Raw genomic sequence first — 16,311 nt, 5'->3', positions numbered from 1 at the left:
ACCACATCATTAGGACTGTTCCGCCACGCATGTGACGCAAGCGCTTGGAGCGGAGCTCCGCGTTACCGACCCGTCAGCCGGAAAAAGCACGATTTAGAAGGTTATTGTATCGAAATTGCAACTATTCGATGTGCAAGATACCTTTCCATAAAACAAAGATTAACGTAGACTGATTGACGATTTCATCGAGTTGGACTGGTTGAACGTTGATCCGGCTGCTCCACGATGAGAATGCCTTGCTTGCCGCGGTTTGACCACCGAGTCCGGCTCGCGAGGCGGCCCTTGTACTAGAAAGGCGATTGTCGTGTCGTACTCCGAAGTCAGCTGCTCCAATCCCTCCGGCGGTCCCGTTTTCGACTTGTCGCTCAAGGAATTTATCGAGTGCCAACACAACGTATCGGTGCGTCTGTACAACGCGATTCGTTTCGCGGACAGTGAGGACCTTGTGCCATACCGCACCTTGGGCGAATACCTGAACGCCGGTCCTGAACGCATCACACAACTGCTCAGGCTGCCTTCACTAGGACGAAAATCGGTCTACGAGTTCGATGAGCTTGCTACGCGCGCCGCAGCTGGATTCGACTTCGCCGCGATCCGGAACAAATACGCGCATGGCGATGCGGGGGGCGACGTGCTCGACGTCGCTCAAATTTTCGATATCTCGTTGGACGCCTTTCTTATACAGCAACCCGCTGTGAGCGTGCGGCTCAGGCGCGCCATCGAGTCGGCGGTCGAGAGCGGGGAATGCCCTTTTCCCACGGTGTCGGCCTACCTGCGATCCGGATGCGGGCGCCTCAACGCCTTATGCAAACTACCGAATCTCGGCGCGCGCAGCGCGCGGGAGTTCGAGGCGCTGGCGCAAGCCGCCCTCAGCAACGGGACGATCGCTCCCCCCTCGCAACTGAAGTTGAACGCGGACGGGTTTCCAGAACTCGAAAGCTTGATGCAGGACATGTTCGACGCGCTTGACGACCGCCAGACGAAGTTATTGCTGGACCGGGTGGAGTCGGAGGCAACCCTGGACGCGACGGCCAAGCATTTTGACATTACCCGTGAGCGCGTGCGGCAACTCGAGAAGAAAGCGATCGAGGCCCTGGTAGCGAATTTCGGACAGGCGTTTTCGGAGGCTCTGATCGCGATCGACACCCAATGTCGTCAACGCGGGCTCCGAGAAATTACCCTACATGCCTTCTCCGAGCTGTCCGGGTCCGATGTCATGACTTGCGGCCTGTATTTCAGATTTCTGAAGAAATTCGGCATCGACGGATCGGAAACGCTCGCCCTGTGCGATCGAGTCTACCTTTACCGGCCCGCGGATTTTCCACCGAGCGAAACCTGGGATCAACGCGTCGACGAGGCCCTGCTCGACGCCCGTTGGCCGATCGTCTTCAAGGATTTTCTAGCGCATATTCGTGACGTGCCGCGCTTTTATGTGGAGCGGCGCCTGCGCGACCGCTATCACGCGGTCATTGTCGACGACGCCTTCACCCAGTTGCCACGCATGAGTGCTCGGAAGATGTGCTTGCAGGTAATGGCTTCGACACGCAAACCGATGCACTTGACCGAGATCCGAGCCGGCGTATTCAAGCACTTTGGCGTCGATCTCGGTCTGCACCATGTCACCGGCATTGTCAGCTCGCACGACGCCATCACGACCTGCGCGCCGGGCACCTATGTGCGCTATGCGGACCTGGCGTATTCTGACGACCTCATCAAGGCGGTCCGCCTTCGCGTGTACGACGAGCTCGAAGCGCGTCAGGTATTTTTGAGCGCGAAGGTGTTGTTCGAGCGTTTAATTGGCGCCGATCTCGCCGCTTACCCGGACAATTTCAACCATTACCTCCTGCTCGGCTTCGCGCAAGACGATCCGCGCTTCGTCGTAAAACGCGGGAATATGATCGGCCTGGCCGGCTTCGACATCGAGAAAACCTATATCTCGCTCGAGGACGAGGTCCGCAACATCGTGCTGGAACACGGTCCCATCGAGGTAGGCGACATCGTCGCGCGAATGGCCGATACGCGTCAGCTATGCAACGACACGGGCGTCAAAATCATCCTGGTAAACAGTCCCGAGGTGATCCAGGTGGGACGCCGTACTTTCGATAGCTTGCACCGCTTTTTTAGCGACCGACAGGAATACGATGCCTTGGTGCTAGCTTTACGGATCGCTCTGTTGTCGGGAACGAAGAGCGTCTACGCGCTGGCCGACGAGATGGCGGCGCTCGACTTGCGCAAGGCCTCGACTGAAGTGATCGGATCGATCCTGTCAGCCGCCGACGACGTCGATCAAGCCAAGGGCATGTTTAGCATCTGCGCGCCGGACGCGCGATTACAGCGCTATCAAGCGCTTGCGCTCGCCCGCCTCGCCGATGGCGATGTCGACCGACTGCGTGGCCAGCTCGAGACCGAGTTTGGCCAAGAAATGGCCGAACAATTCATTCGTCTCGACCGGCGTTGGCAGGTCGCCGCCAACAACCCCCAAGACAGCGCCGGCGGTTCGGAGCTGGACGCGATTCTAGCCGATTTCGACCTTTAATACATGGACTTTCGCGCTCTCACTTTACCGTTCGAGGTCACCACGACGCGGGACGACCCAATCGAGGTGCTGTTCAATCCCTTGTTGCGTCACGCGGTGCGCTACGACATCGCTGTTGGCTATTTTTCGTCGAACTGGATCTGCGACGCCGCCAGCGGTATCGCCGCGCTGGCCGCCAATGGCGGGAAGTCGCGTTGGGTCATCAGCCCTTCCATGTCACGCGAGGACTGGGAGCTGTTATCGACGGCCCGTTCCGGCGAATCCAGGCGGGAGATCATCGAAACCGCCACGCGCTACGAATACGCGGCGCTGCAGCGCGCGCTTGCCGAGGACACGCGCGTGGCCTTGGCTTGGTTGATTCGCGACCGCGTTCTCGACTTTCAAATCGCGGTTCCCAAGAACGCCCTGTCCGGTATTTTTCACGCCAAGATGGGAATCTTCGGCGACGCCGACGGCAACCTGGTGGCGTTCAGCGGCTCGTATAACCTGACCGGGGCGGCCGGCACTAACTGGGAAACCATCGACGTGTATGCGAGCTGGCTCCCGGGCGACGACAAGCGGGTGCAGGCGAAGGTCGCCGACTTCGAGCGCGTCTGGCGGGCCGAGGACGCCAACCTCGAAATGTTTCAGCCAAGCGATAGCCTGGTCGCCAAATTCGTCGAGATCACCCAACACGCGCCGCGCCCGTATCGGCTCGCCAAGCCGGCTACGGTGGGGCGCCGCCGGGCCATTGCGATACCTGGATACTACCTGAACGAAAAAGGCAAACTCCGCGCACACCAGGAGCAGGCGATCCACAACTGGTTCAAGGGCAATGGCCGCGGTATCTTTCAGATGGCGACCGGAGCCGGCAAGACCGTTACCGCGCTCACGACCGCCCTCAAACTGGCGCAGTTTTGCGCGCGTTCGAAGAAGCAAGTCGTCACCATCGTGGCCGTGCCGTATAAACACTTGGCCGAGCAATGGTGCGACGAGGCTCGCGCGTTCGGCTTCGATCCCTTGATTTGCTACGACCAATTCGAATCCTGGGCTTCGCAGTTTCAGCAACGCTTGCGCGACCTGAGTCTGGGTGCGAGCGAGCACGAGCTCATTATCACCGTCAACGCGACTTTCACCGGCGAGCGCTTTCAATCGCTGCTTCGGGACGTCGACGTGACGTTCCTGTTCATCGCCGACGAGATGCACAACATGGGCGGCGAGAAGATCCGGACCGTGCTGCCGCCTCAGGCCCAGTTCCGGCTCGGCTTGTCCGCCACCCCCGAGCGCCATAACGACGAGCTCGGCACGCGGGCCATCCAGGACTACTTCGGTCCCGTCGTCATCGAATATGGACTCGACGAGGCGATCGCGGACGGCACCTTGACGCCCTATTTGTATCACCCGATTCCAGTCGAGTTCACGCCCGATGAGATGGACCGCTACCGAGAGCTCTCATGCAGAATCGCGCGTCTGTTCATGCAGGGCGGCGGCGACGAAGACGAGCCGCCGGGCGCGCTCAAGATGGCCTTGCTGGAACGCGCGCGCATGATCGGCGACGCCGAGAACAAGATCGGCATACTGAAATCCTTGTTGGTGGAGCGAAGCGAGTCCCGCTACAACCTAGTTTATTGCGGCGACGGCGTCGCCGACGGCGAACGCAACATCGAACGCGTGCTGGCCATGCTTGGAAATGAACTTGGAATGCGGGTCAACAAGTTCACGCACCAGGAGAGCAACGAGCAGCGTCGCGCCATGCTCGACGACTTCAGCGCGGGTCGCCTGCAGGCGATCGCGGCGATTCGCTGCCTGGACGAGGGTGTCGATATTCCGCGTACCGAGACGGCCTACATCCTGGCGTCGACCTCGAATCCGCGCCAATACATCCAACGCCGCGGCCGTGTGCTGCGGCGGGCGCCCGGCAAGCTTTATGCCGCGATCTACGACTTTATCGTGGTCCCGCCCGACGGCACAACCCTGGACGATGCCGCTTTCAATGTCGAACGGCGAATGGTGCGCAAGGAGCTGGAGCGCGTGAACGAGTTTGCCGCGTCCTCGCAAAATGCCGGCGAGGCGCTGCGGGCGCTCGCCGAAATTAAGCGCCGGCTGCGCCTGCTCGATTGTTGACCACCGATTTATTCGAAACAAGCTACGGAGATTTTATGTCGCCCAAAGAAGTGCTTGACGGTACCTCTCCTCAGGTACAAGCCGTCATCAACCAGATTCTCAAGATCGAAAAGAAGCAAAAACACATTGAAAACATGGCGTCGAATCGGGCGGTCGAAGCCCAGATCGCGGAAGCCATCCTCAAAGTCATCCATCATGAGATTGATTAATGAAACTGTTGAGCATTGAAATACTGAACTTCCGCCAGTTCAATGGGACCCATCCCTTAAATCTCGACACCCGCGGTAGCAGCAACGTCATCGTGATTCATGGCGAAAACGGCGCCGGCAAGACCACCCTGCTGAACGCGTTCAAGTGGTGTTTCTACGGTCAAACCGATTTCGACTCGCGCTCGGACAAGCTACTCAATGAGCAGGCCATTTATAAAGCTGGTTTGGGGGACAGCCTGACGATGGCGGTCACGGTCGAGTTCGAGAACGATGGCCTCCGCTACACGGCCAAACGCGAAAAGCTGTTCCGTAAGGATTCCGACCGGACCTGCGAACCGATGGGGGAAGGCACGTTCGCGCTGACCTGGATCGACGGCAGTGGTGCTGCTCAAACCTCGTCCAACTCGAACACGCACATGAGCCAGATCTTGCCAGAAAAGATGCAACCCTACTTCTTTTTCAATGGTGAGCGCATCGAAAAACTCGCGCATGTCAACGCGGCCGGGCAGGTGCAAAGCGCCATCAAGAACCTGATGGGGCTGGAAATCGTGGAACGCGCCGGCAATCATGTCGGTGGACCGGTCATCACGCGGTTACGTAAAGAGTTGAAGGACACATCGAGCGCGGACTTGGCCGATGTCCTCGAGCGCGAGTCGCTCATGGGTGACAAGGTCAAAGAGGTCAAGGCGCAGATCGCTCAAATCGAGCGTAACATCGTCGATTTCGAAGAAGCTTTGCATGAGGTGAACCGCGCGTTCGAGAGCAATGCCGAAGTCTCGAAGCTGAACAAGGAACGCCTCGATCTCGAGGAACAGTGTGGCGAGATCAGACAGAAGCTGGTCGCGTTGAAAAAGGAACGTCGCGACCGTGTCAGTGCCATTGGCGGCCTGGCGTTCGCCGGCAACCTGTTCAGGACGGCCAGTGCAATCCTTGAAGAAAAGCGCAAGAAGGGCGAACTTCCCTCGAATGTCAAAGGCCAGTTCATCGACGATCTGCTGGCGCGCCACCGCTGCCTCTGCGAACGCGAACTGTTGCCTGGAACGGCGGCGCACGATGCGGTCCACGCTTTTAAAGGCTCGGCGACCTCCGCCGATGTCGAAGGCGCCTTCATCAAGACGTCTGGCGAAATCCGGCTAACCCTCAAAGCGCGCGATAGCTTGTTCACCGAACTCACGGCCTTCCAGGCGCTGGAGCGCGACTACGAGGAGAGCTTGCGCGTCAAGGGCGGTCAGATCGACGAGCTCGGCAGCAAAATCGGCAACCGCGAGAGTGAGGATATCGCCGCGTTAGAGACCAGGCGCGGCCAACTGCAAGAAGACATCAAACGCGCGGCCGCGCAAAAGGGCGCGTTGTCGATCAGCCTGAAGGATTGGACCACGCAATTAGCCGAATTAACAAGGGAGCGTGAGCGACTCAGCGCACAATCCGAGCGTAACGGCGTCGCCACCAGACGCTTGAAATTGGCGGAGGAGGTCAAGCGCGTGCTCGACGCCCTGTATAGCGCCTTGGCCGAGCAAGTGCGCCACCGTTTGTCGACCAAGGTCGACGAGACGTTTAAACGCATCATGCGCAAGCCCTACTGGGCCGAGATCAGCAAGCACTACACGCTCGAGATTTATAAATCGATCGGTGGAGAAAAGCAGCTGGTATACGAAAAGTCGACCGGCGAAAGCCAAGTCACGAGCTTGTCGTTCGTGGGCAGTATCGTCAGTCTCGCCAAGGAACGAGCTACCGCTGACACCGAGAATTTCCGCGGTGGCGTGTTCCCGATCGTGATGGACTCGCCCTTCGGCGCGCTTGACGCGGACTACCGCGAGAAGATCGCGGAGTACATTCCCGAATTGGCCGAACAGGTGATCATCATGGTCTCGACCTCGCAGTGGAAGGGCGAGGTCGCGAGCCAGGTCAAGCATCGCATGGCGCGCGAGTACACCTTGCACTACACCAGTCCGGCGACCAAAACCGCGCAGCAGGACGAATTGGCTTCCGGCAAGCCGCAGTTTGAAACCACCGAGATCAAGGAAGGATTTTATGTCGAATGACGTGCGGCGGCCCAAGCAATTTGAAGAGATGTTGAAGAAGCTGTGCCAGGAAGAGAACCGGATCTTCGCGACCTATAAGGAAGCGCTGGTGTTCGCGGCTTGTCTCGGCTGCCAGGAAGGTCGGCGCGTCGCCTTCGACAAGAGCTCGGAACCGATCCGGCTCGACATCTTCCGTGGCGATTACGACGAGACGATCCTGCGCTGCATCGGCTTGGTCGAGACGCGCGACCCCAACATCATGGGCGCCGCGCGCCAGGAGGAGTGCTTGCGCATTTTCGAGGAATACGCTTGCGGTGGTCTGGAGATCCTGGAGGCCGAGGTGTACCACGCGCCCGGCGAGTGGGACCAGCATTTGCTACGCTTGGTCGTTAAGCAGGCCAGAACTGACAACTCCGTTCTCGATGACATTACCCAGGCGTTCAACTGACTGGGGCGGTGCGCTTTAGCGTGACGGCGGCCGTTTAGTCGGGTGTGCCTTCGAGAGCACCTTGGGATGCCCATTGGGATGGACAGCGGGCGCCGCGAGGCCAGTCTGCGCAGTACTGACTGGCACTGCCCTCATGCGCAAGCTCGCCGCGGTTTCGAACTTGCATTCGTCCGCGCCGCCGTCGGACAGCACGATGTCCAAAGCGTCGCCGACCTTGAGTCTACACCACTGTTTCCAGCTGATGTCCGTCGCCGCCTTAAAGTGCGCGAAGTATTTGGATTACCCGTCCTGGTCGAAAATAAACAGCGAAGCTTCCTTCAATATGTGCTGTACTTTCACCGCCAGCGTGGAAAAGGAACGCGCGGCGCACGATCTCACCGAACAACGACGGCTGATACAGCCTGGCTGCGCATTTCATCGAGCGACCGCGGCTCACAGCCGGACACCGACGGCGACAAGCAGGGACAAGAGCAGGGAACCAGATCCGGAATTGGTCGCGAAAGCGCGTTCCTTCGAGAACGACAAGCCAGTATTCGCAGTGAAGAAGCATCATGACTTGGCGGCAGGATACTAGATCGTCGACGCGGCCAAAAATTTGCTGAAGCCAATCTGCCGGAAAGTACGCTTGAAGAGTTCATTGTCCTTACACGACGTCATGTCATCCACTCGATCATTAACCGCTTAGCTAACCCATGTATGGCTAAGAACTTCCCCCAGTTGGCCGAGGAATGCCATTGACGATACCATACATGACGTCTCGATCTGCTCGGTTATGTCCCGAGTGCCTAACGTTCTTGAACAATCTCTTTGGCCTGTGCACGTTTCGCGGTAGCTTCCCCACGCCTCTCCTGCCCAGACCGCGACTGGCTCATCTGCTCCGGATGAATTTTCGGTCCGACCACTTCCTTCCCATCCCTTATTTGTTGGGTGATCACCTCCCTACCAATCGCGACAAAACTTGTCCTCATAACCAGGCATATGCACTTCTGCAAGTTTCCGAGCAGCTTCCAATAGGGCATAGGCTTGCACTAGCTCGGGATACTTCTTCACCACGAGAGTCGGTCTCTCACTGGCGAACGCCGACAGCCTCTCTTCCAGTGTCCGATCCGGCTGTTTTCCTCAGCCGACTTAGCAAGTGGCACAGGGCGAACCATCGTTTGATCTCGGACCGGACCAGGTTCGATCGAGTTGTTAGCCTCGCGCTGCTTCAGCTGAGCCAAGTCCAGTTCGGTCGGCTTATACCCAGCAATTTGCATTCCATTCCTCGCCGCTTCCATCCAGGTAGCGCGCCGAAACGCTTCCGATGCTTTCACGGTGACACTATCCCAGCCACGCTCCTTCGCGATCTCGACCAGCGCTCGGACAACTTCAGGATGTTCGCTTCTCGTCGCCAACTTGGCGCCACGGTCGACGAATGCCGGAGAGCGGTCAGGGAAGAAATAGTCACCGTCTACCTTGAGAAAACGCTTGCGCACAGATTCCGGCACGGCTGTGGACATAACGAGCGCTTTACCATCAGGCTGCTCCGTTGATACTCCAGCTCGGGCGAACGCTGGGGCGCCAACACTGGCATATCCCCTGGTTTGAGTGAACTCGGGAGCAAGCTTGTCGAATTCGACTTTGTACGCTGCGGCGGCCTGCCGATTCTGCTCCACGACAGCGACGCCCAACTTGCGAGCTGCCGGATCTTTGATCGCACGTAGTGTCACGACATCCGATTGAGCAGCATCTACCGCTTGCGGCCTAATCGTGGAATCTGCCTGAGCAATTCGCCGATCGTGCGCGGCAAAGCCGGCGTCCCGATGACGCACAGCGCCAGCTCGAGGAACAGGTCCCGGCACGAGGCCGGCCAGAACGGATTGCCGCTTGCTGGATCCGGTGAAAGCATATTGGCGATCTTCTGCAGCGCATTTATCCGCTGCGCGGGCTCGTCTGGCACGTAGAAACGGCAGATCGGATACCATTGCGCGGTGCGGCCGTCTGGCGAAAGCGGGTCGAACAGAAATACCTTGGAGAACGTCGAACGCCAGCCGGCGGTGATGCGATAGCACTCCTTGCGCGTGTCATTGATCACGAAGCTGCCGCTCCAGCTGAGCGCATTTGGCGGCACCAGACCGGCGCCCTTGCCGGTGCGCGGACCTGCTGCACAGAATGCACCCCGTTGCTCACCGGACCTGATCAACTGGCCGCCGAGTCCCATGAATCCACCCCAGCGTCCGAGCACTAAGCCGTCATCGCCAAACAGGCCGGCCGCGGCGACTTCCCGTCGTGTGGCGAATCGAGCACATTGCCGATGCGCACAATCTGACCGTCGGGGATCGTGTGCTCGAGCAGTTTCCCGCGCGCTACGCGTAAGCGAATCAATTGGTCCCAAAGACGATCCTGCGGCTGGTGAAGCGGCACATCGGGCAGTTTGACCGGACCGGTGAGCACGCGGGTGAGCGCGACATCACCGACCGATGCAAGATAGGTGTGATCACCCGCCAACAACCAGCGTCTGGGATCAGCGTTGCCGTCAACTCGTACGTGCGACAGATCAAAATGGTAGCTGTCGCCGCCCATATACCATCCCTTCTTCAGATAGCGCACTCGGACCTCGATCTCCATACGCTGTTTTCTCGCCTCGGGCGGCAGTGACTGGACAAAAGCTTGGCCAATTTTGCCAGGGACGCCGTTGGCGAGACCGTAGAACACAGGCTCTTCGCCGAGCCAGAACGATGGGATCTCCGGCATGCGATCGAGTGACGTGTATTGGCAGTCGATGATCATGATCAGACGACCGTGCGAAAACGGTTGATTAGAGGTTGGCTGCTGCCGCGCGTGGCGCTCATGCTGAAGTGAAAGCCCGCGCGGGGCGCGGGTCGATGGCGGAAGAATGCGTTCGCTGGATAACGGACGAGTTCGGCGGGCGCGATGCGGTCTAGCGCCAGGACGCCGTTGCCGACGAGCTCGTGCAACCTGTCATCCCGCTTGCAGGCGTCGGTGCTAGCGTAGAAATGGTTCATCGGCAGTACGCGTTGCAGCAGAGCCAGCGGCACAACGCCCTTAACGAGCTCCCAACCTACCGGTCCGAGCATGACGCCGACATGCTCCACGCCTAGATCCAGATTGGCCGACTCGAACGCCCCGCGGATCGACTCGGGATACGGCTCGCGATGCAGCAACAGCGGTCCAGCCGAAGCGCCTGCAGGCAACCAGACTAGGGACGTGTCGACGACGAGCGGCGCTTTGCTCCATGAGTCCGGCAAGGCCTGAAGAAACGCTCGTGTTATCGGGCCGCCGAACTCGGTCGCGAATTCGCTGGTCGCCGGGAAGACGGGTTCTTCCTGCTCACGCGCGCAATCGCTTGGCACACGCAATTTGCCGAGCCTGTCGATTCCCGACGCGGTGAGATTCATCGTGCTCATCCTCGTGTCCTCGGGACTGAGAAAGCGCTGGGTAATCGGGCATACATCTTATTGTGCACTGCCTCAAAGGTGTCGATATAGTCAACAGCGACACCGGCGCAGGCGCCGAGATACGGCTCCGGGACCAAGGCAAGGATACCACGCATGCCGGTGGCGCTCAGGGTCTTCGGGTGGGGAAGTTTACAGCGCCGCGGTTGCACGGCCGACCGGTTTCTCCTTCGGCTTGAGACTGCGCAGCGCAGCGTCTGTCAACATCAGCGGCTCCCGATACTATGTTTGTGGATATCCCTTTTGAGACTGATTTTTCGATAAAATTCAGTCACTTAAGAGAATCTCGTACCATGTTCGAGTGCGAGCACGCAACATGGGATTTCAGGTATTCCATGGTAGCGTTCTGAAGTCGCGCCATGGCCGATGCCATCACAAGACCGTGCTGGGTGAGGCCAATCATTGCCAGACTCTGCCGTACTAGAAAATAAAAAAGCCCCTGAAATCAGGGGCTTGGCTTACATCAAATGCTCGAGCTTGCCAGCTATTGCCAGCGTCGAAATCATTCCCACTCGATGGTCGCCGGCGGCTTGCCCGAAATGTCGTACACCACCCGGTTGATGCCGCGCACCTCGTTGATGATGCGGTTCGACACCTTGCCCAGCAGCGAATGCGGCAGGTGGGCCCACTGGGCCGTCATGAAGTCCAGGGTCTGCACCGCGCGCAGCGCCACCACGTATTCGTAGGTGCGGCCGTCGCCCATCACGCCAACCGACTTCACCGGCAGGAACACGGCGAAGGCCTGGCTGGTCGCCTCATACCAGTTCACCGGCGCCTTACCGGCGTCGATGCCCGGCACATGCGGCACCTCGAACGGGGTCTTGCGCAGCTCTTCGATGAAGATGGCGTCCGCTTCGCGCAGCAGGTCGGCGTATTCCTTCTTCACTTCGCCCAGGATGCGCACGCCCAGGCCCGGACCCGGGAAGGGGTGACGGTAGACCATGTCGTGCGGCAGGCCCAGGGCCACGCCCAGCTTGCGCACCTCGTCCTTGAACAGCTCGCGCAGCGGCTCGAGCAGCTTGAGGTTCAGGGTCTCCGGCAGGCCGCCCACGTTGTGGTGGCTCTTGATGGTCTGGCCCTTTTTGCCCTTACCCGCCGATTCGATCACGTCCGGGTAGATGGTACCCTGCGCCAGCCAGCGCGCATTGGTGAGCTTCTTGGCCTCGGCCTGGAACACCTCGACGAACTCGCGGCCGATGATCTTGCGCTTCTGCTCGGGATCGGTCACGCCGGCCAGGTGGCCCATGAACTGGCCTTCGGCATCGATGCGCAGCACTTTCACGCCCAGGTTTTTCTGGAACATGTCCATCACCATCTTGCCTTCGTCCTTGCGCAGCAGGCCGTGGTCGACGAACACGCAGGTCAGCTGGTCGCCGATGGCGCGGTGGATCAGTGCCGCCGCCACGCTCGAATCGACGCCGCCCGACAGGCCCAGGATCACCTCATCGGTGCCGACCTGTTCGCGGATCTTGGCAACGGCTTCGCCGATGTAGTCGGGCATGTTCCAGTCCGACTTGCAGCCGCAGATCTCGTGCACGAAGCGGCCGATGATGGCCTCGCCCTGGGTGGTGTGGGTCACTTCCGGGTGGAACTGCAGCGCGTAGAAGCGGCGCTCCTCGTCGGCCATCGCCGCGATCGGGCAGCTGTCGGTGGAGCCCATCAGCTTGAAGCCCTGGGGCATCTCGAGCACCTTGTCGCCGTGGCTCATCCAGACCTTGAGCATGCCGTGGCCTTCGTCGGTCACGAAGTCGTTGATGCCGTTCAGCAGGGCCGTATGGCCGCGCGCGCGCACCTCGGCGTAGCCGAATTCGCGCACCTTGCCGTTCTCGACCTTGCCGCCCAGCTGGGCCGCCATGGTCTGCATGCCGTAGCAGATGCCCAGCACCGGCACGCCGGCCTCGAACACGGCCTGCGGGGCGCGCGGCGAATCGCCTTCGAGGGTCGAGTTGTGGCTGCCCGACAGGATGATGCCCGAGGCGCCGTAGTTGCGCACGAACTCGTCGCTGACGTCATACGGGAAGACTTCGGAGAACACGCCGGCGTCGCGCACGCGGCGCGCGATCAGCTGGGTAACCTGGGAACCGAAATCGAGGATGAGGATTTTCGAATGCATGGAAGCGATGTGGTGAAAGGAATTCGGGTCGAAAACTGAAGACCGGCGCCCGCCGCTGGGCGGGCAGCCGGTACAAAAAACGGCGCACCGGCGCCGTTGATCGGATTACTCGGAACGGTAGTTCGGAGCTTCCTTGGTAATCTGCACGTCGTGCACGTGCGATTCGCGCATGCCGGCCGAGGTGATCTCGACGAATTCGGCCTTGGTGCGCAGCTCTTCGATGTTGGCGCAGCCGCAGTAGCCCATCGACTGGCGCACGCCGCCGACCAGCTGGAAGATGATCGCCAGCACACTGCCCTTGTAGGCGACGCGGCCTTCGATGCCTTCCGGGACGAACTTGTCGGCCTTGGCGGTGGCTTCCTGGAAGTAGCGGTCGGCCGAGCCTTCGGCCATCGCGCCCAGCGAGCCCATGCCACGGTAGGACTTGTAGCTGCGGCCCTGGTACAGGATCACTTCGCCCGGCGCTTCCTCGGTGCCGGCGAACATGGAGCCCATCATGACGGTGTGCGCACCGGCCGCCAGCGCCTTCGAGATGTCGCCCGAATAGCGGATGCCGCCGTCGGCGATGCAGGGCACGCCGGTGCCTTCCAGCGCTTCAGCCACGTTCGAGATCGCGGTAATCTGCGGCACGCCCACGCCGGCCACGATACGGGTGGTGCAGATCGAGCCCGGGCCAATGCCGACCTTGACCGCGTCCGCGCCAGCCTCGACCAGCGCCTTGGCGGCGGCCGCGGTGGCGATGTTGCCGCCGATGACGTCCACGTGCGGGTAGCGCTCCTTGATCCATTTCACGCGGTCCAGGATGCCCTGCGAATGGCCGTGGGCGGTGTCGACCACCAGCACGTCCACGCCGGCAGCCGCCAGCAGCTCCACGCGCTCCTTGTCCTTGTCGCCCACGCCCACCGCGGCGCCGACCAGCAGCTGGCCGCGCTTGTCCTTCGAGGCGTTCGGGTGCTCGTGCGACTTCTGGATGTCTTTCACGGTGATCAGGCCGCGCAGCTCGAAGTTGTCGTTCACGACCAGCACGCGCTCCAGACGGTGCTTGTTCATCAGGCGCTTGGCTTCACGGGTGTCCGCGTCCTCCTTGACGGTCACCAGCTTCTCGCGCGGGGTCATCTTGGCGCGCGCTTCCGCCTCCAGGTCTTCCTCGAAACGCAGGTCGCGGTTGGTGATGATGCCGACCACCTGGCTGCCCTCGACCACCGGGAAGCCGCTGATGCCGTGCTGTTGCGACAGCGCCAGCACTTCGCGGATCTTCATGGTCGGCGGGATGGTGATCGGATCGCGCAGCACGCCTGCCTCGAAACGCTTGACGCGCGCCACCTCGCGGGCCTGGTCGGCCGGACGCAGGTTCTTATGGATGATACCGATGCCGCCCTCTTGCGCCATCGCGATCGCCAGACGCGACTCGGTGACGGTGTCCATTGCCGCCGACAGCAGCGGGATATTCAGCGAAATATTCCGGGTCAGCTTGGTGCGAAGGGAGGTTTGGGCCGGAAGAACGTTCGAGTAGGCCGGGACGAGCAGCACGTCATCGAAGGTGAGTGCTTTTTGGAGGAGACGCATAGTATTTTCCTATAGGCGCAAAAGTGAATTATACAGAAAGTCGTAAAAGTCGTCGCAAGGCAGGCCAAAAATTTCTTCCGAAGGCGGCTTTTGCAATTGACAGGGCGCTCGGGGCGTGGCGAAATCGGGAACTCATCAAGGAAACGCACCATGTCCCAACGCATCGTCATCGCCGCCCTCCTCTCCCTGCTGGCTGCCAGCGCACACGCGCAATACGTGTGGATCGACGCCAATGGCACGCGGCAGTATTCGGACCGGCCGCCGCCGCCCGGCACGCCGCAGAGCAGGATACTGAAGACGCCGGGGCGCCAGGCCCTGGCGCCACAGCGCCAGCAGCCGGCGCCTGAGCCGGCCCAGGCCGCGCCCGCGCCCAAGGCATCCCCGACCCTGGCTGAGCAGGAATCGGCCTATAAGGAAAGGGTCAAGCAGCGGGCCGAACAGGAGCAGAAGGAAGCGGCGGAGGCGGCGCGCAAGCGCGATGTGGCCGCACGCTGCGAGGCGGCGCGCGAAACGCAGGCACAGATGGCGTCGGGGATCAGGATTGCGCGCGTGGGTCAGGATGGCCAGCGCAGCTATATGACGGATGAGGAAAAAGCGGCGCGGGCGGCGCAGGCGAGCAAGGTGTTGAGCGAGTGCCGATGAGTGCTGGTGGTTTCGCCCACCCAGCCCGCACACCTCTCACGACCACCACGCCCCACAGCCTGTAAACGTCATCCCGGCGAAGGCCGGGATCCAAGTTCTGCATGCGTCTCGACGGCGCTACGGACTTGGATCCCGGCCTTCGCCGGGATGACGTGCTTGGGTAAGCGGTGACAGGGGGCGGTACGGCGTGCGTGCCGCTCAATACGGTGTGCGTGGGGCTCGGTACGGTGTGCGTGCGGCTCGGCACGGTGTGCGTGCGCCTCGGTACGGCGTGCGTGCGGCTCGGTACGGTGAGCGTGCCGCTTAGTACGGTGTGCGTGCCGGTCAGTGCCGTCTGCATGCCGCTCGGTGCGGTGTGCATGCAGCTCAGTAAGGCCTGCCTCCCGGCCGCCCTAAGCGATCAGCCCGCAGCCTTCGGAGCGGCGTTCGCCTCTTTCTTGGCGGCGCGCTTGCGCCGCGAATCCTTGGGATCGGCCACCAGCGGCCGGTAGATCTCGATCCGGTCCTTCTCCCTCAGCACGGTGTCCAGGGTTTTCTTCTTGGCGTAGATGCCAACCGGCTGGGTTGTCAGGTTAATCTCTGGAAAATCCTGCAACACCCCGCTCTGCTCGATCGCCTCGCCGATGGTGAAACCCTGCGGCACCATCATCTGCCGTATCCACTCCTGCTGCGCCGTAGCATAGCAGACCGAGATTTGCAGCGGCTCAGCCATACACCACCTCGGCGCGCTTGCAGAAGGAATCGACCATGGTATTCGCGATCATGCCGAACACCGGCCCCACGATCTGCTCCAGGATAATGCTCGAGAATTCGTAATGCAGATCGAAATCGATCTTGCACGCATCTTCACGCAAGGCCTTGAAGTTCCAGGTACCTTCCAGCATCTTGAAAGGCCCGTCCACCAGATGCATCTTCATCTGGGTCGGACGCTGGTTGTGGTTAGCAGTGGTGAAGCTCTGCTTCACGCCATGGAAGTTGATCGACAGCGAAGCGACCAGCTTGTCGTCGCCGCGTTCGATGATTTTCACCCCGCCGCACCAGGGCAGAAACTTCGGATAATCTTCCACTTTTGCCACCAGGTCGAACATCTGCTCCGCGCTGTACCCGAGGAAAACTGATTTGTGTACTACTGCCATTGGTCAACCGTTTGTTATGATGTTGGTCATTTGCATGGTGCGTCCATCCGGGCGCCATGGGCAGTAGTTTAACCGACACGCG

At 60.5% G+C, this 16,311-nt stretch carries 15 protein-coding genes; 7 read left to right on the top strand and 8 right to left on the bottom strand.

All coding sequences use genetic code 11. From position 1 onward, the window contains the following. Nucleotides 1–304 precede the first annotated feature (304 nt). The 6 genes from B0920_RS04435 to B0920_RS25440 all read left to right on the top strand — a co-directional run bounded on the left by B0920_RS04435 (nt 305) and on the right by B0920_RS25440 (nt 7,872). Nucleotides 305–2,536: a sigma factor-like helix-turn-helix DNA-binding protein gene (locus B0920_RS04435; protein WP_078031349.1), complete on the top strand. Its 2,232-nt coding sequence runs from the start codon at nt 305–307 to the stop codon at nt 2,534–2,536. 3 nt (nt 2,537–2,539) lie between these two features. After that, nucleotides 2,540–4,639 (top strand): DEAD/DEAH box helicase family protein, encoded by a 2,100-nt coding sequence (locus tag B0920_RS04430; protein ID WP_078031348.1) that lies wholly within the window; start codon nt 2,540–2,542, stop codon nt 4,637–4,639. Between the two features lie 35 nt (nt 4,640–4,674). Further along, nucleotides 4,675–4,848 carry a hypothetical protein gene (locus B0920_RS25885; RefSeq protein ID WP_179119092.1) on the top strand — a complete coding sequence of 58 codons (174 nt, stop codon included), beginning with the start codon at nt 4,675–4,677 and terminating at the stop codon, nt 4,846–4,848. Next, entirely contained in the window at nt 4,848–6,890 is a 2,043-nt protein-coding gene (locus B0920_RS04425) for an AAA family ATPase (RefSeq protein WP_078031347.1), read from the top strand. The genes B0920_RS25885 and B0920_RS04425 overlap by 1 nt, the downstream gene beginning before the upstream one ends. Then, on the top strand, nt 6,880–7,317 hold the full coding sequence (locus B0920_RS04420; RefSeq protein ID WP_078031346.1) for a DNA phosphorothioation-associated protein 4: 438 nt from the start codon (nt 6,880–6,882) through the stop codon (nt 7,315–7,317). Before B0920_RS04425 ends, B0920_RS04420 begins: the two co-directional genes overlap by 11 nt. A gap of 66 nt (nt 7,318–7,383) precedes the next feature. After that, nucleotides 7,384–7,872 (top strand): hypothetical protein, encoded by a 489-nt coding sequence (locus tag B0920_RS25440; RefSeq protein WP_143745641.1) that lies wholly within the window; start codon nt 7,384–7,386, stop codon nt 7,870–7,872. 491 nt (nt 7,873–8,363) lie between these two features. On the opposite strand, the gene B0920_RS25435 is transcribed toward B0920_RS25440, so the two are convergent. The 6 genes from B0920_RS25435 to guaB form a co-directional block, all read right to left on the bottom strand. Next, the gene (locus B0920_RS25435) at nt 8,364–9,026 is read right to left on the bottom strand and encodes an LPD7 domain-containing protein (protein ID WP_143745640.1); all 663 of its coding nucleotides are present in this window, start codon (nt 9,024–9,026) and stop codon (nt 8,364–8,366) included. 20 nt (nt 9,027–9,046) lie between these two features. Continuing rightward, complete coding sequence (locus B0920_RS04415; protein WP_078031345.1) at nt 9,047–9,517, bottom strand: type IV secretory system conjugative DNA transfer family protein; 471 nt, start codon at nt 9,515–9,517, stop codon at nt 9,047–9,049. 23 nt (nt 9,518–9,540) lie between these two features. Next, on the bottom strand, nt 9,541–10,086 hold the full coding sequence (locus B0920_RS04410; protein WP_078031344.1) for a hypothetical protein: 546 nt from the start codon (nt 10,084–10,086) through the stop codon (nt 9,541–9,543). Between the two features lie 2 nt (nt 10,087–10,088). Next, nucleotides 10,089–10,724, bottom strand: coding sequence for a hypothetical protein (locus tag B0920_RS04405; RefSeq protein WP_078031343.1), 636 nt, complete (start codon nt 10,722–10,724; stop codon nt 10,089–10,091). A 550-nt stretch (nt 10,725–11,274) separates the two neighbouring features. Beyond that, a complete protein-coding gene (gene guaA / locus B0920_RS04400) occupies nt 11,275–12,885 on the bottom strand; it encodes a glutamine-hydrolyzing GMP synthase (protein ID WP_078031342.1) in 1,611 nt (536 codons plus the stop codon). A 105-nt stretch (nt 12,886–12,990) separates the two neighbouring features. Further along, on the bottom strand, nt 12,991–14,451 hold the full coding sequence (gene guaB, locus B0920_RS04395; protein ID WP_078031341.1) for an IMP dehydrogenase: 1,461 nt from the start codon (nt 14,449–14,451) through the stop codon (nt 12,991–12,993). Between the two features lie 150 nt (nt 14,452–14,601). Between guaB and B0920_RS04390 the strand changes: the two genes are divergently transcribed. After that, on the top strand, nt 14,602–15,093 hold the full coding sequence (locus B0920_RS04390) for a DUF4124 domain-containing protein (protein WP_078031340.1): 492 nt from the start codon (nt 14,602–14,604) through the stop codon (nt 15,091–15,093). A gap of 400 nt (nt 15,094–15,493) precedes the next feature. Here the strand turns inward: B0920_RS04390 and B0920_RS04385 are convergent, their stop codons facing one another. Together B0920_RS04385 and B0920_RS04380 are read right to left on the bottom strand one after the other, a co-directional pair. Then, entirely contained in the window at nt 15,494–15,805 is a 312-nt protein-coding gene (locus B0920_RS04385; RefSeq protein WP_078031339.1) for an RnfH family protein, read from the bottom strand. Then, entirely contained in the window at nt 15,798–16,229 is a 432-nt protein-coding gene (locus B0920_RS04380; RefSeq protein ID WP_078031338.1) for a type II toxin-antitoxin system RatA family toxin, read from the bottom strand. The genes B0920_RS04385 and B0920_RS04380 overlap by 8 nt, the downstream gene beginning before the upstream one ends. Nucleotides 16,230–16,311: the final 82 nt, after the last annotated feature.

Source organism: Massilia sp. KIM (genome assembly GCF_002007115.1).
In the GTDB taxonomy this organism is placed as follows: domain Bacteria; phylum Pseudomonadota; class Gammaproteobacteria; order Burkholderiales; family Burkholderiaceae_D; genus Telluria.
This window is presented reverse-complemented; position numbering and strand designations above follow the sequence as displayed.

Coding starts and splice junctions, on each gene's coding strand:
- B0920_RS04380 (WP_078031338.1), bottom strand. CDS start 16,229: ATGGCAGTAGTACACAAATCAGTTTTCCTCGGGTACAGCGCGGAGCAG.
- B0920_RS04410 (WP_078031344.1), bottom strand. CDS start 10,086: ATGATCATCGACTGCCAATACACGTCACTCGATCGCATGCCGGAGATC.
- B0920_RS04390 (WP_078031340.1), top strand. CDS start 14,602: ATGTCCCAACGCATCGTCATCGCCGCCCTCCTCTCCCTGCTGGCTGCC.
- B0920_RS04425 (WP_078031347.1), top strand. CDS start 4,848: ATGAAACTGTTGAGCATTGAAATACTGAACTTCCGCCAGTTCAATGGG.
- B0920_RS04430 (WP_078031348.1), top strand. CDS start 2,540: ATGGACTTTCGCGCTCTCACTTTACCGTTCGAGGTCACCACGACGCGG.
- B0920_RS04420 (WP_078031346.1), top strand. CDS start 6,880: ATGTCGAATGACGTGCGGCGGCCCAAGCAATTTGAAGAGATGTTGAAG.
- B0920_RS25440 (WP_143745641.1), top strand. CDS start 7,384: ATGCCCATTGGGATGGACAGCGGGCGCCGCGAGGCCAGTCTGCGCAGT.
- B0920_RS04385 (WP_078031339.1), bottom strand. CDS start 15,805: ATGGCTGAGCCGCTGCAAATCTCGGTCTGCTATGCTACGGCGCAGCAG.
- guaA (WP_078031342.1), bottom strand. CDS start 12,885: ATGCATTCGAAAATCCTCATCCTCGATTTCGGTTCCCAGGTTACCCAG.
- B0920_RS04405 (WP_078031343.1), bottom strand. CDS start 10,724: ATGAGCACGATGAATCTCACCGCGTCGGGAATCGACAGGCTCGGCAAA.
- guaB (WP_078031341.1), bottom strand. CDS start 14,451: ATGCGTCTCCTCCAAAAAGCACTCACCTTCGATGACGTGCTGCTCGTC.
- B0920_RS04415 (WP_078031345.1), bottom strand. CDS start 9,517: ATGGGACTCGGCGGCCAGTTGATCAGGTCCGGTGAGCAACGGGGTGCA.
- B0920_RS25885 (WP_179119092.1), top strand. CDS start 4,675: ATGTCGCCCAAAGAAGTGCTTGACGGTACCTCTCCTCAGGTACAAGCC.